Raw genomic sequence first — 19,651 nt, 5'->3', positions numbered from 1 at the left:
GGTCGTGTCGTCGGGAGGAAGTCTGCACATGAGAGTCTGGGCTGTCGCCAATCAGAAGGGTGGGGTGGGCAAGACCACCACCACCGTTGCCCTCGCCGGGTTGCTCGGCGATGAGGGCAAGCGCGTCCTGTTGGTGGATCTCGATCCCCACGGTTCCCTGACCAGTTATTTCGGTCAGGATCCGGACAGTCTCGAACACAGCGCGTTCGACTTGTTCCAGCACGGTGGCCAGGTGCCGGAAGGCCTGCCGAAGCGGCTGCTGCTGCCCACCAGCCATCCACAGCTGTCGATGCTGCCGTCCAGCACCGCGCTGGCTACCCAGGAACGTCAGTCGCCGGGTCAGAGCGGCCTGGGCCTGGTGATCTCTAAGAGCCTGGCTCAGCTGTGGAACGACTTCGATCATGTGTTGATCGACAGTCCGCCGCTGCTCGGCGTACTCATGGTCAATGCCCTGGCGGCCAGCCAGCATCTGGTGATTCCCACCCAGACCGAATTCCTCGCGCTCAAGGGGCTCGAACGCATGGTCAACACCCTGACCATGATCAACCGCTCGCGCAAGCAGGCACTGCCCTACACCATAGTGCCGACCCTGTTCGACCGCCGGACCCAGGCTTCCATCGGTACCCTCAAGGTCTTGCGCAACACCTATCCGGCCCAGCTGTGGCAGGCCTTCATTCCCATCGATACCCGGTTGCGCGATGCCAGTCGCTCCGGCCAGGTGCCATCGCGCTACGAGGCCAACAGCCGCGGCGTCATCGCCTACCGGGCGTTGCTGCGGCATCTGCTCGAAGGCGCGCCCAGCAGCCAGGTGGCCTGATTCAAGTTTTCCACCCCTCCGGCCGATAGGCTGGACAACTCACCCACGTAGAACGCCATGAGCCAACCGACGTCCCTCGACAATCGTCCTCAGCGTGTCCTCCAGGGCTATCTCGATGCCCTGTTGCTGGATGCGTTCCTGGAACTGCCCACCGCCGAGGCCACCCCAGTGGAGGCTCCCGTGGTGGCTGCGGCCGCGCCGATCGTCAGCGTGAGCGAAGACGAATTCGCCGCTGCGGTGCGTGAGGAGCTCGAACGGGATGCCGCGTGGCAGCCCCGAGTCGTGCCGCTGGCCACCCGCCGTGCCGGGATCGCCCCGCCCGAGGTGCTGCTGCCTGAGCCCCAGGCGCTGCTGGCGCCGGAAACCGACATCGAGCTGGACTGGCGCGTCCCCGAACTGACGCCAGTCGCCGAGCCGGTGCGTCCGGTGGTGGAGGGCATTGCCGTGGGGACTCCGGCGGTGCAGCCGGTAGTGGCGGCTGGCGTACCGCCCAGCGCCGTATATCTGGAAGGTCGACCCGAGTGGGGTGAAGAGCCCTTCGAATGCCTGCTGTTCGACGTCGCCGGCCTGACCCTGGCCGCTCCCCTGGTCTGCCTGGGCTCCATCTATCCGCTCGCCGCCGAAGAGTTGACGCCGCTGTTCGGTCAGCCAGACTGGTTTCTGGGCCTGCTACCCTGCCAGGCTGGTAACCTGCGCGTGCTCGACGCCGCACGTTGGGTAATGCCCGAACGCTATCGTGACGACTATCGCGAAGGGCTGAAATTCGTGATATCGCTGCAAGGCCTGGATTGGGGGCTGGCCGTGCATGGCGTCAGCCATTCGGTACGGCTGGATCCTGCCGAGGTCAAATGGCGGAATCAGCGGGCCACTCGCCCGTGGCTGGCCGGTACGGTGATCGATCAGATGTGTGCGCTGCTGGATGTGGCGGCGCTCGCTGAACAGGTGGTGGGTGGCCGTCGCTAGGGCTGCTCGCTGCAACTAACCAGCGGGTTCGCCCGCTTCGCCGCACGTGCGGTATTTGACGAGGCTAGGGAACATGAAAAAAACGTCCGCACAGGGTTCCGAAGATCCGGTCCTGCAATGGGTCACCTTCCGCCTGGATAACGAGACCTATGGCATCAACGTGATGCAGGTCCAGGAAGTCCTGCGCTACACCGAAATCGCTCCGGTCCCCGGTGCGCCGAGCTACGTGCTGGGCATCATCAACCTGCGCGGCAACGTGGTGACGGTGATCGACACCCGTCAGCGCTTCGGTCTGTTGCCCACCGAAGTGACCGACAACACCCGTATCGTCATTATCGAGGCCGACAAGCAGGTCGTCGGTATCCTGGTCGACAGCGTGGCCGAGGTGGTCTACCTGCGGCAGTCGGAGATCGAGACCGCGCCCAACGTTGGCAATGACGAATCCGCCAAGTTCATCCAGGGCGTGTGCAACAAGAACGGCGAGCTGCTGATCCTGGTCGAGCTCGACAAGCTGATGACCGAAGAAGAGTGGTCGGAGCTGGAAAGCATCTGATGCTCGTCGGGCTGATCCTGCTCAGCGTCGCCCTGGGGCTGGCCTGTGCCGGCCTCGGTGGCTGCTGCTGGCTGCTCTGGCAACGCCAGCAGCAGCAGGCGGCCAAGCTGGCCGAGCGGGAGGCCCTGGTCGACAAGCGCATGCAGATCCTGCTCAAGCGTCTAGAAACCTACCAGGCCGGGCAGGTGCGCATGGGTGAGCAGGTGCAGGGGCTGGCCAAGGTGGTGGCACCCTTGCCCGATCGGTTGACCCAGATCGAGCAGAGCGACCCCACCAGTCTGTCGTTTTCCCAGGCCGCGCGTCTGGTTGGACTGGGCGCCAGCGCTGATGATCTCACCCAGGCCTGCGGCCTGTCCCAGGCCGAAGCCGAGCTGGTGGCCCGTTTGCATCGGCAGCGCCAGCAGCGTTCCGGCTGACCGCCGCCGCCGCAGGATCGCCGCCTTAGCTGACTATCCAGTGATAGAGCGCGATCACCACCAGCACCGCCAGCACCGGCTTGGCGACGCGATAGGCCTTGGGGTGGCGCCGCTTGAATTTCTTCACACCGCCGCCGATACGATCCCCGAATCTCTTGCTGAAGGCATAGGCCTGGTTGATGCCGCCGACGCGTTCGCCTTCGACATTCTGCGGCGCCGTGGCGCTGCCCAGGAAGCGGCTGACCGCCTGGTTGACGCGGGTCAGCAGACGATTGCGCAGAGGGCGCTCCACGTCGCAGAAGAGGATGACCCGGGTCTGGTCGGTCTCGTTCTTGACCCAATGCACATAGGTCTCGTCGAACATCACGTCCTCGCCGTCACGCCAGGCATAGGGCTCGCCGTCGACATAGATGCGGCAGGCGTCCGAGTTGGGCGTGGCCAGACCCAGGTGGTAACGCAGCGAGCCGCCGAAGGGATCGCGATGGGGATTCAGATGACTGCCGCCCGGCAGCAGGGCGAACATGGCGCCCTTGACGTTGGGAATCTGCCGCACCAGTTCGACGGTGCGCGGGCAGAGGGTCTGGGCGGAGGGCAGCGGTTCGCCGTACCAGGTCAGGTAAAAGCGCTTCCAGCCCTTCTTGAAGAAGGAACCGAAGCCGGCGTCATTGTCCTTTTCCGCGGCGCGGATATAGCCCTCGTCGAACAGCCGTAGGGCTTCGATGCGAATCTCCTGCCAGTTGTCCTTGAGCACGTCCAGCTCGGGAAAGCGGCTGCGATCCAGGTAGGGTTTGGAGGGCACGCTGGAGAACAGGTACATCAAGGCGTTGTAGGGCGCGAACACCGCGGAGTGGTTGACCAGTTGGCGCAGGAAGGGCAGGCGAGCGCGTCCGCGAAGATGGACGAAGAGCACGCTGGCGACGAAGAGCAGGACGATCGCGAAGGTAATCATGGGCGAATGGTGATCGGCAGCGCCCGAACCAGGGGCGGATAGGTAATGACTGCATTATTTCACCCCAGAGAAAGGCTTGCACTCGCTTCGTCGGCTGCGCAGGATGGACACCCTGGCGCGCGGCCGCTTCCGAGCCGCGCCCCCTTGGATGATCTAGACGAGTCGTATCGATGAGCATGTCCCTACGCGACCAACTGCTGAAAGCCGGCTTGGTCAATGAAAAGCAGGCCAAGCAGGCCGTCAAGCAAAAGCAGAAGCAGACCCGCATGGAGCATCGTGGGCAGACGGAAAAGGACCGCTCCCAAGAGCTGGCCGTCCAGCAGGCTCAGGCGGAAAAACTGGCCAAGGACCAGGAACTCAACCGTGCCCAGGAAGAGAAGAAGAAGCGCAAGGCCGAGCAGGCGCAGATCAAGCAGCTGATCGAGACCAGCCGCCTGCCCAAGCTGAGCACCGAGGACTACTACAACTTCGTCGATGACAAGAAGGTCAAGCGCCTGTCGGTCAACGTCATGATGAGGGACAAGCTCAGCAAGGGCAGCCTGGCCATCGTGCGCTACGAAGGCCGCTACGAGGTGGTGCCGCGGGCTACCGCCGAACGCATCCAGGAACGCGATCCCAAGCGCGTGGTGCTGCTCAACGTGCAGAGCGGCGAGCCGGATCCGGACGATCCCTACGCGGCCTATCAGGTGCCGGACGACCTGATGTGGTAAGGCGGCGGGTCAGGCGTTCTGTCTGACCAGCATATAGATGCGATAGACGGCGATGCTGGGGATCAGCTGCAGAAAGCCCGACAGGGTTTGCAGCATGATCTCCGGCACCGCGGCCTCGGCGAACTGCCGGGTGATCCAGGCGTCGAGCAGCCAGGCCGGCAGCACCGTAGCCAGGATGCAGGCCAGCAGGGTGAAGAAGTGCCCGCGGCTCAGACGCAGACTGCCGCGCAGGGCGTCCAGCGGTGCCCGTCCTTCAAGGACCAGCAGATTCTCGGCGAAGGCCAGCTTGGCCATGATCAGGAAGCCCGGCACGATCAACAGCGAAAAGCCCAGCATCACCAGCCCCGAGGTCAGGGCCGCGAGGAGGGCGAAGCGTGGCCAGAGCAGCAGGGCGGCGGCCCAGGCGCCGCTCAGGCGTGGTGTGGTGCCCTGGGTGCGTGCTTCCAGAAAGATCAGCAGCGCGGCGGTGTACAGCGGATAGCAGAGCAGGCTGACCAGCATGTCCCACAGCCCGCCGTCGACGCCGAAGCGTTCCAGCACCTGATAGCGCAACAGAGCCTCGAGCAGCAGCCAGGGGAGGGTGAGGACAGCCAGGGGCCGCAGATTGCGAGCAAAGAAAGACAGCGAGTCGCGCAGGATATCGACAGGGTTCATGCAGCTCTTCCAGACGGGCAGGAGGGCAGTCTAGCAGGGTGACCCGGTCGCCCGCAGGCGTTCGAGCATGGCCGCGCTGGAGGTGACGGTGGCGTACTCGCCGTGCAGATTGGCCATGGCCATCGCATGGACTTCTTCGGCACTGCGCGGCTGCCCGGCGAAGTCGCGCTTGGCGAAGGTGTAGCAGGCATCTTCGGCGACCCAGGTGGTGAAATCCAGATTGCCGGCGCTGCGCGCCGTGGCTTCCACCGAATTCTCGCTGGCTACGCCGCAGATCAGCAGCGACGCGATGCCGCGCTGGTGCAACCAGCGCTCCAGACCACTGTTGGCGAAGGCGTCGGGGACCTGCTTGTCGAACACCGGCTCGCCGGGCAGGGGCGCCAGAGCTGGCTGGAATTCCACCCCGGGCTGGCCCGGCCAGAACACCGAACTCGGATTGCGCGACAGGTGCCGGACATGCAGCAGGGGCGCTCGGGCCTGACGCCAGGCCGCCAGCAGATCGGCCATGCACCGTTCGGCATCGGGATGGTTGCGCGGCCCCAGGTGCGGGGCGCGGATCCCCTGTTGCTGGTCGATCAGGATGAGCAGGGGCGGCATGGGAGGCCTCGCTGACAAAGGCTCAGATTCCCGCAGCCCCGGCCGGTTGTCCAGTCATGGATGCCCACCCGGAACTACCTATTAAGGCGGCTCTTCAGATGGAAAGGGCATCCACGGGTCACTGGCTGAACCCCTGCTGAATGCCGTGTGGACTCAACTTGAAAAGCGACCGCTGCGCCTTTATCTGGCATAACGGCGCGCAACCTTGCGCCTTTCGACATCCAGGCCATTCCCAGGGGAAGGCCACCAATAGACCGTCTGCGGGAGGGTCATCATGCAACGCGAAGAAAGCCAGCTGATCGAAGGTCTGTTCGACCGTCTCAAGACCACGGAAGCCCAGACGGCGCCCCGTGACCGGGAAGCCGAGGCATTGATCCAGCAGCGCCTGCGCGAGCAGCCCGCAGCGCCCTATTACATGGCCCAGGCGATGCTGATCCAGGAGGCCGCCATCAAGCGCCTGGACCAGCGCGTCAAGGAACTGGAAAGCCAGATGGCCCAGGTCCAGCAGAATCGTCCAAGCAGCGGCGGCTTTCTCTCCAGCCTGTTCGGCGGCGGTAGCAATCAGCCCGCGGGTGGTCAGGCACCGGTCAATGCCGCGCCGTCGCGGGGCTGGAACGATCCTGGTCCGGCCGCCTCACGTCCTGGCACTCCGGGCTATGCCCAGCCCAACCCCGGCTATGGCCAGCCTGCCCCGGGCTATGGCGCGCCCCAGGCGGCGCCCTCGCGCATGGGCGGCTTCATGGGCGGCGCGCTGCAGACCGCGGCCGGGGTCGCCGGTGGCGTGCTGGCGGCCCAGGCCATCTCGGGTCTGTTCCATCATTCGCAACCCGAGGAGATCGTCAACGTCATCAACGAGACCCCAGCCGCCGATCAGGGCCTGGCCGATGCCGGCGCCCAGGGTGGCTGGTCGGACAACGCCAGCTACGACAACGGTGGTGGTTTCCAGGATGCCGGCTACCAGGATAACGGCGGCTTCCAGGATGCGGCCGACTATGGCGATACCGGCGGCGGTTTCCTCGACGACAGTGGCGACGACGATTCCTTCATCTAGCCTGTCGTGTCGAGCCAGCCCTGGTGCCATGAGGCCCCAGGGCTTCTTTGTCGGCGCTTTCAGCTGGAGGCAAGCGGCAGCGGGCGTTCGAAGGGTGTTGACAGCACCACCACGGTACGGCTCATGCCGAATTGGGTGAGGGTATCGATGAGGGCCTCAAGTTCGCTCATGTCGCGCACGGCGGCGCGTAGCATCAGACAGTCCTCGCCGGTGACCCGGTGGCAGGCGAGAAGCTGGGGGAGGGCTTCCAGTTTCTTCAACAACGGTCCCTGGCTGGTGCTGTGCAGACGCAGGGAGATCAGGCATTCAGTGCCGTAGCCCAGGGCGCGGCGATCGATGCGGGCGCCATAGCCGGTGATGATGCCGGCGTCCTCGAGTTTGGCGATGCGCTCGGCGATGGCCGGCGCGGAAAGACCCAGCCGGCGACTCAGGTCGGCGTAGCTGGCGCGCCCCTCTACCAGCAGCAGGTCGATGAGGCGGCGATCAATATGGTCCATTTCCGTTTCCTGCCTTCGAATCGAAGGTCACTGTCCTTAAAGTCTGCTGAATCAAAGGCTGGTTAGGCCCTTTCTGTCTCGACTGTATCTTAGCCGTCCGGTCGTGCGCTCCTACAATGTCAGCCTGACCCATCAGGAATCTCTCGCGCATGGATACCTCCGCCTCGCCCTGCCTCGCGCCGCGCCTACCCACCTGGCTGCCCTTGCTGGCGGCCTTTTTCGCGCTCTATGTGGTCTGGGGTTCCACCTATTTGGTGATCCGCATCGGCGTGGCCCACTGGCCGCCGCTGCTGATGGCGGGGCTGAGGTTCCTGATCGCGGGGAGTCTGCTGCTGGGCTGGCTGCGCCTGCGCGGGGTGCCCTGGCCCAGGGCGCGTGAGACTGCGGCGGCCGCGGTGATCGGCATCCTGCTGCTGGGCGTGGGCAACGGCGGCGTGACCCTGGCCGAGCACTGGGGCGTGACCTCCGGTATCGCCGCCCTGTCGATCGCCACGGTCCCACTGTTCACCCTGCTGTTCGGCCTGCTCTGGGGGCAGCGCAATACCCTGCTGGAGTGGGCCGGTATTGCTCTGGGCCTGGTGGGGATCGCCTTGCTCAACCTGGGCGATACCATGAGCGCCACGCCGCTGGGGGCCGCGGTAATCCTGCTCGCGGCGGCGGCCTGGGCCTTCGGCTCCATCTGGAGTCGCTATCTGCCGTTGCCACGCGGGGCCATGGCCAGCGCGGTGGAGATGCTGGTGGCCGGTGCGGTGCTGCTCGGCGCCAGCTACCTTAGCGGCGAGCGCCTGCAGCACTGGCCGGCTCTGGGCGGCTGGCTGGCGCTGGGCTATCTGGTGGTGTTCGGTTCGCTGATCGCCTTCAGCGCCTATCTCTATCTGCTGGGGCGGGTACGTCCGGCCGCCGCCACCAGCTACGCCTACGTCAATCCGGTGGTAGCGGTGCTGCTGGGCACCCTGTTCGCCGGTGAGCGGATCGGTCCGGCGGAAATGCTGGCCATGCTGGTCATCGTCGGCGCGGTGGTGCTGATCGGGCTGCCGCAGTGGCGACGGCGCTGAGAGCCTGATCAAAGTCTGCTGCGCGTCGGCCAAACTGCGTTGAAAAGGCCTGGAAGGCCAGCCCCGTCGGAATGCTCATTTACCGCTCGTAAACTCCGCTTCCTCAGCCATTTTCGCCTTGCTTGGCTCTAGCTCGCGAGACGTTGAACAGGCTCAGAGGGCAGGCTAGGCTGGCGCGTCATCCCAGCGGAGTCCGCCATGAGCCAAGCAGTCACCCCCGCCTTTGCCGAAGAGCCGCTCGAAGCCAGCGAGATCCGCGTCCTCGGCAGCCTCATCGAAAAGCAGCTGACCACGCCGGAAAGCTATCCCCTGACCCTCAATGCCCTGGTGCTGGCCTGCAACCAGAAGACCAGCCGCGAGCCGGTGCTCAACCTCACCCCGGGCGAAGTGGGGCAGGGGTTGCGGCGTCTGGAAGAGCGCGGCCTGGCGCGCCTGGTCATGGGCAGCCGTGCGGATCGCTGGGAGCAGCGGTTGGACAAGGCCCTGGAGCTACCGCCGCCCCAGTGGGTGCTCTGCGCGCTGCTGTTCCTGCGGGGCCCCCAGACCCTGGGTGAGCTCCTTGCCCGCAGCGGTCGGATGCATGCCTTCGACGATACCGAGCAGGTGCGCCACCACCTGGAGCGCCTGATCGCTCGCGGTCTGGCCACCGGCCTGGGTCGGCAACCCGGTCAGCGTGAAGAGCGCTATCTGCATCTGTTCGGCCATGTGGCGGAACGCGATGCCCAGGTCGCCCAGCTCGGCAGCGCCGCCGAAGGCAGCCCGTCCGCAGGAGGACGCGAAGGCCGACTGGAGGCATTGGAAGCCCGGGTCGTCGCCCTGGAAGAGCGCCTGGCGCGGCTGGAGGAGGCCACTCAGCGCGGATAGAGCGGCGGCAGGGTATCGTGCACGGCCGCGGGTGTAAGCGGCGGCAGGGCATTGATCGCCTGCCACAGCGTCTCGCCCTGCCAGCGCTGACCGGCTTCGCTGTAAAGCGCCCCATTGAGATCGTCGAGGGCAGCGGCCAGGGGCTCGAATCGCGCGCCCATGGCCGCCAGGGTTTCCGGCTGCTGCCGCGCCCAGGCGTCCAGGGCGTGGCGGGTCACATGGGGATCGTTGCTCTGGCAGGCACGGCGCAGCTCTTCGCGCTGCAGGCGACTGTCGAGATCGGGGGCCGTCGGCAGGACCGCTGGCTGGCGGCGGGCGCGCCACCAGAGGCCGAAGCCGAGCAGCGTGGTCAAGGCGAAGAAGGCCGTCGCCAACTGCCAGCGCCAGAGTCCCTTGGCATTGACGCTGGCCTGGGGAGCGACCGGAGCCGCTACGGGCTGCAGGGTCGGATCCTCGGCGACCACCAGCGGCTGAGCGGGCAGGGTGGCGCGTTCGAGGGTATCGGTCTCGGTGTTCCACCAGACCACCTCCACCGGCGGCAGGACCTTGTCCCCCGTGGACGTGGGTATCAGGGCGACCCGTTCCTCGCGCTGTCCGACTAGGCCGCGCGCCTGGGTCTGCAGGGACAGCCGCGGCTGCTCGGCATAGCGCTTCACGCCCTCGATATCGGGCAATACCAGCGGGGGCAGCTGACCGGGCGCCAGGCCTTCGGCACGCAGCTGCAGGGTGCGGGTCAGGGCGCTGCCTTCGCGGGCGTCTGCCGGCGCGGGATTCCATTGCTGCGTCAGGGTCAGGCTGCGCGCCGGCACCCAGGGGGTCTGCGGCGGATAGCTGGCCGGCTGCGGCAGGACTTCCAGGGTCAGCGCGGGGGTGCGTAACTGGATCGGCTGACCGGCACGGGAGCTGTCGTCGAGACCGCCGGCCAGGGTGGCGCTGAAGGTCTGGGGCGGCAGCACCAGGGTGCCGCTCTGCAGCGGATGGATGGCGTAGCGCCATTCGATCACGCCATGCCGTACCCCCTCGACGTCGCGCTCGTAGACCTGCGGGGTGCCCAGCAGATCCACGCGCGCCTCGCTGGGGTTGGGCGGGGTGAGCACATGGTCGTCATAGAGCGCCACGGCGTGGTAGAGGCGGATGGTCAGGATGGTTTCCGCTTGCACATAGAGCCGGGTGCGCTCCACTGCGGCTTCCAGATAGACCGGTTCGCGGGCTTGGCGCTTGGCGGCAGTGGCCTCCACGGTGACGGTCAGCGGCTGGCTGCGGGCGCCGTCCAGGGTCAGGGCGGGAATGGTCAGGGCGCCGCTGGCCTTGGGTTGCAGGGTCACGTTCCAGCGGGTGGTCACCCGCTCGCCGGGCGGCAGGCTGTTCTGTCGCACCCCGAGTACCCGGAAGTCCTGGTCCAGCGGACCGAGATCAGGCTTGCCGAACTGGGCGGGATCGGTGGTCTCGAGAATGAGTTCCAGGGTCTCGTTCTGACTGAGCTGACTACGCTCCAGGCGCGCACTGAGATCCGCCGCCTGGACCAGGGGCGCGAGCAGCATGAGGGGTAGCAGCAACGGATGGGACTTCATTGCAGCGCGTTCTCCTCGCGTTGTTGTTGCTGGTACCAGAATTTGCGGCGCAGCAGCTCGGCCGGGTTGTCGGGAATCTCTCGCAGCCATTGCTCGACGGCCTGACGCTGTTCTTCCGCCAGGGGATCTTCGGCATAGGCCGGCGCGACGAGCCAATCCGCGCCGGCCTGGGCCTGCTGCTGCGGACTGGCCGCGGCGGTCGCCGTGGACGGCGAGGTACTGCTGCTGGCCGGCTCGTCCGCCTGGGCGCTGCTCTGGCTGGCGTTCTGCGCCTTGCGACTGCGGGCGGCGGCCTCGGCCTGGGCCGCGGCGCGCTGGGCGAGCAGGCGTTCGAGACGGTTGCGATTACGCAGGGCAGCGGTCAGATCGGGGCGCAACACCAGCGCCGCCCGGTAGGCGCGCAGAGCCTCTTCCAGGCGTCCGGCCATGGCCAGAGCATTGCCGCGATTGTAGTGGCCGTCCGCCGACGGATCCCGGGCGAAGGCCGCGGCGGCGCCGCTGAAGTCGCCCGCGCGATAGCGTGCCACGCCGCGCCAGCGCTCGTCGGTGAAGAGGTCGGCGGCCGCCGCGGGCTGGTCGTCGGCCAGCAGCTGCAGGGCCTGCTGATCGCGGCGCAACCAGAGGTCGTCCCAGCTGCCGGCCTGGGCGGGAGGCGGCGTCAGCAACAGGCAGAAGGGCAGGCACAGCAACCAGCCGCGGCGCGCGCCGCAGGCGACCAGAAGCAGTAGGGGCAGAAGCAGCAGGTAGCCCTGGTCGCGCCAGTCCGAGGGGCCCTGGCCATCGCTGGCCCGCACAGCGTCGGGGCGTTCCAGCAGACCAAGGCGACGCAGGTCGCTGTCGTCGCGCTGCAGACGTTGATAGCGCCCGCCCAGCTCGCGGGCGACGCCTTGCAGGTGGCCTTCGTCCAGTCGAGCGATGCGGATGCCGCCGGCGGCGTCGCTCAGGTAGTTGCCGGTCTCGGCGGCCACCGGGGCGCCCTGAGGCGTACCTGGACCGAGGATCGCCAGCTGGCGCAGCCGACCCTGCAACTGACGCTCGATCCCCTGCCGTTCGCGGTCATCCAGGTCGCTGGCGATGAGCAGCAGTCGGGCGCTGGCACTGGGGGCCGGGCCGAGCAACTCCAGGGCCTGGGCGATGCCCAGATCGGCGCGCTGGCCTGGCACCGGCATGATCGACGGCCGCAGCGCCTTGAGCAAATTGTCCATGGTCGGCAGATCGTCGGTCAGGGGTACCAGGGTGTGAGCGCTGCCGGCATAGACGACGAAGGCGGTCTCGCCGTCCTGGCGCGCCTTGAGCAGGTCCTGCAACTTGCGCTGCACCGCCAGCAGGCGATTGGGGGTGACGTCGGTGGCGAGCAGGTCGGGCGTCAGCGCCAGCACCACCACCAGCGGATCGTTGCGGCGAAAGTTCTGCTGTTCGCCCTGCTGCCAGCTGGGGCCGGCCAGGGCCAGGCAGGCCAGCAGGCCGGTCAGACCCAGCAGCATCAGGCCGAGGGGCGAGCGCTGGCGCTCGCTGTCGCTGAGCAGCCAGGGTTGCAGCGCCGGCGGCAGCAGGGCCTGCCAACGCCCGTGGCGATGGCGGCGCTGGCGAAGTGACCACATCACCAGAGCGACCGGCAGCAGCGCCAGCAGCCACCAGGGACGCAGGAACAGCGGCAGCCAGTCGTTCATGTGGCCTTGCCTCCGCGCCGCCAGCGCCGTGGCCACGGCAGGCGGCCAAGGGCCAGGGCCAGGCCGAGCAGCAACGCCCCGGCCAGCGGCCAGGCATAGAGCTCGCGGGTGGGACGGGCCTGGTCCGGCTGCTGGCGGATGGGTTCGAGACGGTCGAGCTGGTGCGACACGGCGGCCAGTTCGGCGCTGGATCTCACCCGGAAGTAGGCGCCGTTGGTGACCTCGGCGAGGTGCCGCAGCATGGGTTCGTCAAGGTCGCTGGGCGTCGTGCCGGCACCCAGGGTATCCGGGTCGGCGCCGATGCCCAGGGTATAGACGCGCACCCGCTCGCTGGCCGCCAGGCTGGCTGCCACCGCGGGCGTCAGCACGCCGCCGTTGCTGGCCCCGTCGGTGACCAGGATCAGGGTGCGGCTGTTGTCCGGGCGCTTACGCAGGTGCTTGACCGCCAGGCCCACGGCGTCGCCCACCGCCGTGTTGCGCCCCGCGAGTCCGATCTGGGCTTCTTCGAGGAGGGCATGCACCGTGCGCCGGTCGGCGGTCAGGGGCGCCTGCAGATAGGCCTGGGAACCGAACAGGATCAGCCCGACGCGATCGCCCTGGCGGCTGTCGATGAAGCGGCCAAGCAATTGCTTGACCAGGCTCAGGCGGCTGACGCTCTCGTCGCCCAGCTGCATGTCCGGGGTGTCCATCGAGCCGGAGACATCCACCGCCAGCAGCAGGTCGCGACCGCTCACGTCCAGCGGCTGGGGCGGTCCCACCCATTGCGGCCGGGCCGCCGCGCCCAGGATCAGCAGCCAGCCCAGCAGAAAGGGCAGCAGACGGCGGGCGCCGCCCAGGCCGCCGGTATGGCGGGTGCGCCCGCCGAGGTGTTCGAGTTCACCGAGGAATTCCACACGCAGGGCCGCCTGGCCGCTGTCGGCCGCCGGCAGGAGTATGCGCAGCAGCCAGGGCAGCGGCAGCAGCAGCCACAACCAGGGCCAGGCAAATTCAAACATGCTTGCGGATCCAGGTGGCGACGGCGTCCTGCAGGCCGTCGATGGCGCGGTCGTCCAGCCGGCAATCCGGGCGATAGCCGCCATCGACCAGGATCATGTAGCGCGTCAGACCGGCCGCCGGACAGCGCGAATCGAGAAAGGCCAGCCAGTCGCGCCCGCTCAGGGTCTGGCTGAGCTGATCCGGATAGCTGGCCCGGCAAAGGCGCTTGAGCAGGGCGTTCAGGGCCTGCAACCAGGGCCCGGCCGGAGCACCATAGGGGCGCGGCAGCCGCGCCAGCTCGGCCAGGGCGGTGGTGCGCAGGTCCTCTTCGGTAGTCGGCTCGACGAGGGGCGCGCTGACCAGGGGCCGCCGACCATGGCGGTGACGCAGAAAGAAGCCCAGCGCTACCACGACCAATACCAGCAGCCACCAGCCCGGCGCCGGTGGCCAGAAGGCCGGTTCCGGCGGCAGCCGTAGCGGCTCCAGACTTGGCAGCCCGGGCGTCACGAGGTGTACCCCGGACGGTGCTGGCGCAAGAGATGCCGCAACTGCTCGATCAGGTCGTCCGCGGTGGACAGCGGCAGCAGCGGAATGCCCAGCCGCAGACTGAGTTCCGTCCAGCGTTCGCGGCGCTGGGCGGCCTGCTCGGCATAGCCCTGGCGGACGTCGGCGCGGTCGGTATCCAATTCCACTTCCGCCTGGCCACTGGCGAAGCGCAGCAGACCGGCCTGGGGTAGTTCGTGATCCAGAGGATCGGAAAGCGGCAGCAGGACCAGGTCACTGTGCCGCGAGAGCAGGGTGAGATGCTGCTCGGTGGCCACGTCCAGGCTGCGCTCGTCGCAGATCACCAGCGCCAGGCTGCCGGGGCGCAGCACCTCACGGGCGCGGCGCAGCACCTGGTTGAAGGTAATGCGCGGCACCTGGGCCAGGGCCGGATCCTGCAGCGCCCGATTGGCGTTGATCAGGTGATCGAAGAAGCGCAGCAGATTCTGCTTGCTGCGCCGTGGGCGGACCTCGTGCAGGCGTTCGCCGCCAAAGATCATGCCGCCGATGCGGTCGTTGTGCTCCAGCACCGCCCAGCCGATCAGCGCGGCCAGGCGTCCGGCCAGCACCGACTTGAATTGCCGGCGGGTGCCGAAGAAGGTGCGCGGACTCTGCTCCAGCAGCAGATAGACCGGCCGCTCGCGCTCTTCGTGGAAAAGCTTGGTATGGGGTTCCCGGGTGCGGGCGGTGACGCGCCAGTCGATGGCCCGTACGTCGTCACCGGGCTGATAGGCCCGTACCTGGTCGAAGTCCACGCCGCGACCGCGCAGGCGCGAATGGTGCAGGCCGATCAGCGGGCTGCGCCGTCCGGCGGCGGAAAACAGCTGCACCTCGACCACCCGGTGGCGCATCTCGATGAGCTCGGCCAGGCCCAGGGTCACGCCGTCGCGCTCGGGCATCTCAGGCCACGGCTACCAGATCGAGGATGCGTTGCACCACCCGGTCATGGTCGATGCCGGCGGCCTCCGCCTCGAAGGACAGGATGACGCGATGACGGAGGACGTCGAACACGACCGCCTGGATGTCCTCCGGGCTGACGAAGTCCCGCCCGGCCAGCCAGGCATGGGCGCGGGCGCAGCGATCCAGGGCGATGGAGCCGCGCGGACTGGCGCCATAGGTGATCCAGTGCGCCAAGTCCTGGTCGAAACGGCCCGGGGTACGGGTCGCCATGATCAGCTGGACCAGGTACTCCTCCACGGCGTCGGCCATGTACAGACCGAGCACCTCGCGGCGCGCGGCGTTGATGGCCGCCTGGGTGACGCGCTCGGTCGGCAGGGTCTCGCCGTCCAGGGCTTCGCCACGGGCCTGGGCCAGGATGCGGCGCTCCACCGAGGCGTCGGGATAGCCGATCTTGACGTGCATCAGGAAGCGGTCGAGCTGGGCCTCGGGCAGCGGATAGGTACCTTCCTGCTCGATGGGGTTCTGGGTGGCCATCACCAGGAACAGGTCAGGCAGGGGATAGGAGGTGCGGCCGATGCTCACCTGGCGCTCGGCCATGGCTTCCAGCAGCGCCGACTGCACCTTGGCCGGCGCCCGGTTGATCTCGTCGGCCAGGACCAGGTTGTGGAAGATCGGTCCCTGCTGGAAGGAGAAGCTCGCCGTGTCGGGACGATAGATCTCGGTGCCGGTGATGTCGGCCGGCAGCAGGTCGGGGGTGAACTGGATGCGGTGGAAGTCTGCTTCCAGGCCTTCCGCCAGGTCCTTGATGGCCTTGGTCTTGGCCAGCCCCGGGGCGCCTTCCACCAGCAGGTGACCATCCGCCAGGACCGCGATGAGCAGGCGCTCCACTAGGGTTTCCTGGCCGAGGATCTGGCTGGTCAGGTAGGTGCGAAGCACCTGCAGAGCGTCACGATGAGCCATGGGGCATCCTGAATACGGCGCTGGAGCGGTCAAGGGTGCTGGATTTTACTGCAAGCGGCGGCTGCCGCCCATGCCTGCGCTGACGTCGCGTCCAGAGCAGCCCTTGACGAAATTTTGACGTGCTCCTGATCAGGCTGGGCGACTGTCGACGCGGCAGAGGTCTCGCTTCGGCATGGCGCGGTGCGGCAAGACTGGCGTGCTACCGCTGGATGGTTAAACTCCCACGCCTACCGACCGCGCCCGAGGCCTCTGCGTGGCCGATCCCGAGCCGCTGGCCACCCGCCGCGAATCCCTGCTGCTTTTGACAAGGTGTTTTCATGTCGCAAACGGAAGTCCCCCAAACCCCGCGCGCCGCGGGCGCTCGCCCGCTGCCGACGCTGGGCAGCCACCTGAGCTTCGTCCTGGGCTGCGGCCTGGCGCTGCTGGTCATGTTCACCCTGCTGCGTCTGGCGCTGCTGGGCTACAACACCGACCTGATCGGCGCGTCGCCCTTCGCCACCTTCGCCGAGGCCTTCTTCAATGGCGCGCGCTTCGACCTGCGCCTGGTGGTCTATATCTGCGCCCCCTCGCTGTTCTGCCTGTTCAGCCTGAGGGCCATGGCCGCGCGCCGGCTGCAAGCCGGCTGGTTCACCCTGGCCGCCAGCCTTTGCCTGTTGCTGGGCGTCGCCGAGCTGAACTTCTATCGGGAATTCCACCAGCGGCTGAACAGCCTGGTGTTCCAGTACCTGCAGGAAGACCTGCACACCGTCACCAGCATGATCTGGAACGGTTTCCCGGTGGTGCGCCTGCTGCTGGCCTGGGCGGTGGCGACCCTGCTGCTGGGCCTGGTGTTCTTTGGCATCGAACGAGCCACCCGGCGCCATGCCGCGCTGCGACCGGCCGCCTGGTACCGCCGGGGTGCGGTGTTCATGCTCTGCCTGGTGGTGGCCGTCATCGCCGCCCGTGGCACCCTGAGATCCGGGCCGCCGCTGCGCTGGGGCGACGCCTATACCACCGATTCGATGTTCGCCAACCACCTCGGCCTGAACGGTACCCTGACCCTGATCGACGCCGCCGAGAACAGTTTTTCCGATCACCGCGACAACAGCTGGAAGGCCACCATGCCGGCCGCCGAGGCCCTGGCCACCACCCGGCAGCTGCTGCTGACTCCGCGCGATGAGCTGATCGACGCCGACAAGGCCGCCGTCCGCCGGATCTATACCCCGCCCGCCGACGGCCAGCTGCCCAAGGTGCGCAACGTGGTGGTGATCCTCATGGAAAGCATGGCCGGTCGCTACATCGGCGCCCTGGGCAATGAAGACGGCATCACGCCGAACTTCGACGCCCTGGCCAAGCAGGGCACCCTGTTCACCCGCTTCTTCTCCAACGGCACCCATACCCACCAGGGCATGTTCGCGACCATGGCCTGCTTCCCCAATCTGCCGGCCTTCGAGTACCTGATGCGCATGCCCGAGGGCGCGCACCAGTTCTCCGGCCTGCCGCAGCTGCTCAGTACCCGTGGCTTCGACGACGTCTACGTCTACAACGGCAACTTCCAGTGGGACAACCAGTCCGGCTTCTTCAGCAACCAGGGCATGACCCGCTTCGTCGGGCGCGAGGACTTCGTCGATCCGGTGTTCATGGATCCGACCTGGGGCGTCTCCGACCAGGACATGTTCGACCGCTCGGTGCAGGAACTGGACAAGCTGGCCAAGGCGCCGGACGGCAAGCCCTTCTATGCGCTCTTGCAGACCCTGTCCAACCACACCCCTTATGCGCTGCCCAAGGACCTGCCGGTCGCGCCGGTCACTGGCCACGGCTCGCTCGACGAGCACCTGACCGCCATGCGCTACGCCGACTGGTCGTTGGGTCAGTTCTTCGCCAAGGTCCAGCACGAGCCCTGGTACCAGGACACCCTGTTCGTCATCCTCGGCGACCATGGCTTCGGCAACAACGAGCAGATCACCGAGATGGACCTGTCGCGCTTCAACGTGCCGCTGCTGCTGATCGGTCCGGGCGTGCAGGACACCTTTGGCGCCCGTCGCGATACTGTGGGCAGTCAGATCGACGTGGTGCCCACCGTGCTGGCGCGCTTCGGCAAGCCGACTCAGCACCAGTGCTGGGGCCGTGACCTGCTGAGCTTACCCCAGGGCGATCAGGGCGTGGCCGTGATCAAGCCCTCGGGCAGCGACCAGACCGTGGCCCTGGTCACCGGCGATCGCATCCTGGTCAAGCCGCGCGACCGCGACGCCGTGCTCTATCGCTATCACCTGGGCACCCAGGCCGGTGGCGAGGTGCTCAAGGGCGACGCCAGTGCGCCCGAGCTGCAGAAGCGCCTGGAGGCCTTTATCCAGACCGCGACCGCCAGCCTGCTGGGTAATACCACCGGCATGACCGACAGCAAGGCTGCCGAGGCTCAGCGGCAGTAGTCTCGTCGTCCATGAAAAAGGCCGCCCGAGGGCGGCCTTTCTTTTTTGCCGGCAGCGATCAGGCCGCGATGACCACGTCTTCGGCCTGCAGGCCCTTGTCGCGCTGGATCACCGAGAATTCCACGCGCTGGCCTTCCATCAGCACTCTATGACCTTCGCCACGGATCGCGCGGAAGTGCACGAAGATGTCGTCGCCGGTGTCGCGGGAGATGAAGCCGAAGCCCTTGGAGGTGTTGAACCATTTCACCGTGCCGCGCTCGCGGTCATCGGCCAGCGGACGGGCCGGAGCGGCGGCGGCAGGGGCGGGACGCGCGGCCTGCCGCGGACGAATCTCGCTGTCGGCCACCGCGGCGTTGCCTGCCGTGGGGCGAAACTTTTCCGGCAGGCTGGCCAGAGCGGCGACCAGGGTCAGCCCCAGCGGCAGCAATTCGGCCGGCAGGCCGCCGATCTGCTCGAGGGGCGCCAGCAGGATAAAGGTCTGGGCCACGACGGCGATCACCAGCAGGGCGCTGGCGAGTTTCTGGGCACCGCTGCTGCGGCTACGGGAGAAAGGCGTGAAGAGGAGGGTGGCAAGACCCAGCAGGGCCAGATGGATGGACTCGGGTTGATCGAAGGACGAGGTGTCGGACTGCAGTCCGGGAATTGCCGATAACAGGAGCGCAGCAGCGCCCACCACGACATGGACAGTAGATAACGTGTTCAATGTGAAATCACCTTGGGATAGAGAACACGGGTCTGCCGAAACTGCCGAAACAGTGCTCGACAGCGGCGTGACCCGGCGCTAGGTGCGCGTCCTTATTAAACCCAAAAGGTGAAGGCCACTCAATCGTGGCACCGTCGCAGGTCCGCGCCTGCGACGGTGCCCGGACTCAGGCGGCGAGCAGGCTGCGCAGCATCCAGGCGGTCTTCTCGTGGGTCTGCATGCGCTGGGTCAGCAGATCGGCGGTGGGCTCGTCGTTGACCTTGTCCAGCAGCGGGAAGATGCCCCGCGCGGTGCGCACCACGGCTTCCTGACCCTGCACCAGCAGGCGGATCATCGCCTCGGCGTCCGGTACGCCTTCCTCTTCCTTGATGCTCGACAGGCGCGCATAGGCGGCGTAGGTGCCCGGTGCCGGGAAGCCCAGGGCGCGGATGCGCTCGGCGATGTCGTCCACCGCCACGGCCAGTTCGGTGTACTGCGTCTCGAACATGAGGTGCAGGGTGTTGAACATCGGCCCGGTCACGTTCCAGTGGAAGTTATGGGTCTTCAGATAGAGGGTGTAGGTGTCGGCCAGCAGGCGCGACAGGCCCTCGGCGATCTGGGCACGATCCTGTTCGGCGATTCCGATGTTGATTTCCATGCTGACGGCTCCTGTGCGTCGGTTGCGAAGGGCTCCGAGGCTATCACAGAACTGCTGGCCGTTTAGCCAGTGTTCGCGTGTCGAGCTGCGCGCCCGGCTACGGTAAAATCGTGACGGATGATATAGAATCTCCCGTTCAGTCGAGCACCCGGCCCTGG

21 protein-coding genes and 1 pseudogene are annotated in these 19,651 nt (G+C 67.2%); 9 read left to right on the top strand and 13 right to left on the bottom strand.

What is annotated here, in order from left to right:
- Positions 1–28 precede the first annotated feature (28 nt).
- The 4 genes from FEZ61_RS14725 to FEZ61_RS14710 all read left to right on the top strand — a co-directional run bounded on the left by FEZ61_RS14725 (position 29) and on the right by FEZ61_RS14710 (position 2,749).
- Positions 29–817: a ParA family protein gene (locus tag FEZ61_RS14725; protein ID WP_173149240.1), complete on the top strand. Its 789-nt coding sequence runs from the start codon at positions 29–31 to the stop codon at positions 815–817.
- A gap of 57 nt (positions 818–874) precedes the next feature.
- Positions 875–1,780, top strand: coding sequence for a chemotaxis protein CheW (locus FEZ61_RS14720; RefSeq protein WP_017642095.1), 906 nt, complete (start codon positions 875–877; stop codon positions 1,778–1,780).
- A gap of 73 nt (positions 1,781–1,853) precedes the next feature.
- Positions 1,854–2,333: a chemotaxis protein CheW gene (locus tag FEZ61_RS14715; RefSeq protein ID WP_007160357.1), complete on the top strand. Its 480-nt coding sequence runs from the start codon at positions 1,854–1,856 to the stop codon at positions 2,331–2,333.
- Positions 2,333–2,749 (top strand): DUF2802 domain-containing protein, encoded by a 417-nt coding sequence (locus tag FEZ61_RS14710; RefSeq protein WP_007160356.1) that lies wholly within the window; start codon positions 2,333–2,335, stop codon positions 2,747–2,749. Before FEZ61_RS14715 ends, FEZ61_RS14710 begins: the two co-directional genes overlap by 1 nt.
- 25 nt (positions 2,750–2,774) lie before the next feature.
- Here FEZ61_RS14710 and FEZ61_RS14705 read toward each other — a convergent pair whose 3' ends face one another.
- Positions 2,775–3,698, bottom strand: a complete 924-nt coding sequence (locus tag FEZ61_RS14705; RefSeq protein ID WP_173149238.1) for an aspartyl/asparaginyl beta-hydroxylase domain-containing protein — start codon at positions 3,696–3,698, stop codon at positions 2,775–2,777.
- 170 nt (positions 3,699–3,868) lie between these two features.
- Here FEZ61_RS14705 and FEZ61_RS14700 point away from each other — a divergent pair, with 170 nt between their 5' ends.
- Complete coding sequence (locus FEZ61_RS14700; protein ID WP_017642097.1) at positions 3,869–4,408, top strand: DUF2058 domain-containing protein; 540 nt, start codon at positions 3,869–3,871, stop codon at positions 4,406–4,408.
- Positions 4,409–4,417: 9 nt separating this feature from the next.
- Here the strand turns inward: FEZ61_RS14700 and FEZ61_RS14695 are convergent, their stop codons facing one another.
- Entirely contained in the window at positions 4,418–5,062 is a 645-nt protein-coding gene (locus tag FEZ61_RS14695) for a YciC family protein (RefSeq protein WP_017642098.1), read from the bottom strand.
- Between the two features lie 30 nt (positions 5,063–5,092).
- Entirely contained in the window at positions 5,093–5,659 is a 567-nt protein-coding gene (locus FEZ61_RS14690; RefSeq protein WP_017642099.1) for a cysteine hydrolase family protein, read from the bottom strand.
- Between the two features lie 274 nt (positions 5,660–5,933).
- On the opposite strand from FEZ61_RS14690, the gene FEZ61_RS14685 reads away from it, so the two are divergent.
- Complete coding sequence (locus FEZ61_RS14685; RefSeq protein WP_017642100.1) at positions 5,934–6,710, top strand: DUF2076 domain-containing protein; 777 nt, start codon at positions 5,934–5,936, stop codon at positions 6,708–6,710.
- Between the two features lie 59 nt (positions 6,711–6,769).
- Here the strand turns inward: FEZ61_RS14685 and FEZ61_RS14680 are convergent, their stop codons facing one another.
- Entirely contained in the window at positions 6,770–7,207 is a 438-nt protein-coding gene (locus FEZ61_RS14680; RefSeq protein ID WP_017642101.1) for an Lrp/AsnC family transcriptional regulator, read from the bottom strand.
- 149 nt (positions 7,208–7,356) lie between these two features.
- Here FEZ61_RS14680 and yedA point away from each other — a divergent pair, with 149 nt between their 5' ends.
- Positions 7,357–8,262, top strand: coding sequence for a drug/metabolite exporter YedA (yedA, locus tag FEZ61_RS14675; protein WP_017642102.1), 906 nt, complete (start codon positions 7,357–7,359; stop codon positions 8,260–8,262).
- Between the two features lie 198 nt (positions 8,263–8,460).
- Complete coding sequence (locus FEZ61_RS14670) at positions 8,461–9,126, top strand: DUF480 domain-containing protein (protein ID WP_017642103.1); 666 nt, start codon at positions 8,461–8,463, stop codon at positions 9,124–9,126.
- Here the strand turns inward: FEZ61_RS14670 and FEZ61_RS14665 are convergent.
- From FEZ61_RS14665 to FEZ61_RS14640, 6 genes are read right to left on the bottom strand one after another with little or no spacing between them, the layout of a single operon-like run.
- Positions 9,114–10,697 (bottom strand): BatD family protein, encoded by a 1,584-nt coding sequence (locus FEZ61_RS14665; RefSeq protein WP_173149236.1) that lies wholly within the window; start codon positions 10,695–10,697, stop codon positions 9,114–9,116. The two genes, FEZ61_RS14670 and FEZ61_RS14665, sit on opposite strands and share 13 nt — an antisense overlap.
- Positions 10,694–12,367 (bottom strand): tetratricopeptide repeat protein, encoded by a 1,674-nt coding sequence (locus tag FEZ61_RS14660; protein ID WP_173149233.1) that lies wholly within the window; start codon positions 12,365–12,367, stop codon positions 10,694–10,696. Before FEZ61_RS14660 ends, FEZ61_RS14665 begins: the two co-directional genes overlap by 4 nt.
- A complete protein-coding gene (locus FEZ61_RS14655) occupies positions 12,364–13,362 on the bottom strand; it encodes a VWA domain-containing protein (protein WP_173149231.1) in 999 nt (332 codons plus the stop codon). Before FEZ61_RS14655 ends, FEZ61_RS14660 begins: the two co-directional genes overlap by 4 nt.
- Complete coding sequence (locus FEZ61_RS14650; RefSeq protein WP_064308313.1) at positions 13,355–13,849, bottom strand: DUF4381 domain-containing protein; 495 nt, start codon at positions 13,847–13,849, stop codon at positions 13,355–13,357. Before FEZ61_RS14650 ends, FEZ61_RS14655 begins: the two co-directional genes overlap by 8 nt.
- Positions 13,846–14,784: a DUF58 domain-containing protein gene (locus FEZ61_RS14645; protein WP_064308312.1), complete on the bottom strand. Its 939-nt coding sequence runs from the start codon at positions 14,782–14,784 to the stop codon at positions 13,846–13,848. The genes FEZ61_RS14650 and FEZ61_RS14645 overlap by 4 nt, the downstream gene beginning before the upstream one ends.
- Position 14,785: 1 nt before the next feature.
- Positions 14,786–15,745 (bottom strand): MoxR family ATPase, encoded by a 960-nt coding sequence (locus FEZ61_RS14640; protein ID WP_017642109.1) that lies wholly within the window; start codon positions 15,743–15,745, stop codon positions 14,786–14,788.
- Positions 15,746–16,062: 317 nt separating this feature from the next.
- Between FEZ61_RS14640 and FEZ61_RS14635 the strand changes: the two genes are divergently transcribed.
- Positions 16,063–18,153: an LTA synthase family protein gene (locus tag FEZ61_RS14635; RefSeq protein ID WP_173149229.1), complete on the top strand. Its 2,091-nt coding sequence runs from the start codon at positions 16,063–16,065 to the stop codon at positions 18,151–18,153.
- Between the two features lie 58 nt (positions 18,154–18,211).
- On the opposite strand, the gene FEZ61_RS24440 is transcribed toward FEZ61_RS14635, so the two are convergent.
- The 3 genes and pseudogenes from FEZ61_RS24440 to FEZ61_RS14625 form a co-directional block, all read right to left on the bottom strand.
- Positions 18,212–18,427, bottom strand: a complete 216-nt coding sequence (locus tag FEZ61_RS24440; RefSeq protein ID WP_160923550.1) for a cold-shock protein — start codon at positions 18,425–18,427, stop codon at positions 18,212–18,214.
- A 120-nt stretch (positions 18,428–18,547) separates the two neighbouring features.
- Positions 18,548–18,856: pseudogene (locus FEZ61_RS24695) on the bottom strand (cold shock domain-containing protein membrane protein); the annotation flags it as partial.
- A 166-nt stretch (positions 18,857–19,022) separates the two neighbouring features.
- Positions 19,023–19,493 carry a Dps family protein gene (locus FEZ61_RS14625; RefSeq protein ID WP_017642112.1) on the bottom strand — a complete coding sequence of 157 codons (471 nt, stop codon included), beginning with the start codon at positions 19,491–19,493 and terminating at the stop codon, positions 19,023–19,025.
- Between the last annotated feature and the right edge of the window lie 158 nt (positions 19,494–19,651).

The sequence above is a fragment of the Pseudomonas sp. MS15a(2019) genome, from assembly GCF_013277805.1.
GTDB lineage: Bacteria > Pseudomonadota > Gammaproteobacteria > Pseudomonadales > Pseudomonadaceae > Chryseomonas > Chryseomonas benzopyrenica.
The sequence above is the reverse complement of the archived record's forward strand: the minus strand, read 5'-3'. Positions and strand labels throughout refer to the sequence as shown.

Coding starts and splice junctions, on each gene's coding strand:
- FEZ61_RS14700 (WP_017642097.1), top strand. CDS start 3,869: ATGAGCATGTCCCTACGCGACCAACTGCTGAAAGCCGGCTTGGTCAAT.
- FEZ61_RS14690 (WP_017642099.1), bottom strand. CDS start 5,659: ATGCCGCCCCTGCTCATCCTGATCGACCAGCAACAGGGGATCCGCGCC.
- FEZ61_RS14720 (WP_017642095.1), top strand. CDS start 875: ATGAGCCAACCGACGTCCCTCGACAATCGTCCTCAGCGTGTCCTCCAG.
- FEZ61_RS14670 (WP_017642103.1), top strand. CDS start 8,461: ATGAGCCAAGCAGTCACCCCCGCCTTTGCCGAAGAGCCGCTCGAAGCC.
- FEZ61_RS14685 (WP_017642100.1), top strand. CDS start 5,934: ATGCAACGCGAAGAAAGCCAGCTGATCGAAGGTCTGTTCGACCGTCTC.
- FEZ61_RS14640 (WP_017642109.1), bottom strand. CDS start 15,745: ATGGCTCATCGTGACGCTCTGCAGGTGCTTCGCACCTACCTGACCAGC.
- FEZ61_RS14645 (WP_064308312.1), bottom strand. CDS start 14,784: ATGCCCGAGCGCGACGGCGTGACCCTGGGCCTGGCCGAGCTCATCGAG.
- FEZ61_RS14705 (WP_173149238.1), bottom strand. CDS start 3,698: ATGATTACCTTCGCGATCGTCCTGCTCTTCGTCGCCAGCGTGCTCTTC.
- FEZ61_RS14710 (WP_007160356.1), top strand. CDS start 2,333: ATGCTCGTCGGGCTGATCCTGCTCAGCGTCGCCCTGGGGCTGGCCTGT.
- FEZ61_RS14635 (WP_173149229.1), top strand. CDS start 16,063: ATGTCGCAAACGGAAGTCCCCCAAACCCCGCGCGCCGCGGGCGCTCGC.
- FEZ61_RS14665 (WP_173149236.1), bottom strand. CDS start 10,697: ATGAAGTCCCATCCGTTGCTGCTACCCCTCATGCTGCTCGCGCCCCTG.
- FEZ61_RS14625 (WP_017642112.1), bottom strand. CDS start 19,493: ATGGAAATCAACATCGGAATCGCCGAACAGGATCGTGCCCAGATCGCC.
- FEZ61_RS14655 (WP_173149231.1), bottom strand. CDS start 13,362: ATGTTTGAATTTGCCTGGCCCTGGTTGTGGCTGCTGCTGCCGCTGCCC.
- yedA (WP_017642102.1), top strand. CDS start 7,357: ATGGATACCTCCGCCTCGCCCTGCCTCGCGCCGCGCCTACCCACCTGG.
- FEZ61_RS14695 (WP_017642098.1), bottom strand. CDS start 5,062: ATGAACCCTGTCGATATCCTGCGCGACTCGCTGTCTTTCTTTGCTCGC.
- FEZ61_RS14725 (WP_173149240.1), top strand. CDS start 29: ATGAGAGTCTGGGCTGTCGCCAATCAGAAGGGTGGGGTGGGCAAGACC.
- FEZ61_RS14680 (WP_017642101.1), bottom strand. CDS start 7,207: ATGGACCATATTGATCGCCGCCTCATCGACCTGCTGCTGGTAGAGGGG.
- FEZ61_RS14715 (WP_007160357.1), top strand. CDS start 1,854: ATGAAAAAAACGTCCGCACAGGGTTCCGAAGATCCGGTCCTGCAATGG.
- FEZ61_RS14660 (WP_173149233.1), bottom strand. CDS start 12,367: ATGAACGACTGGCTGCCGCTGTTCCTGCGTCCCTGGTGGCTGCTGGCG.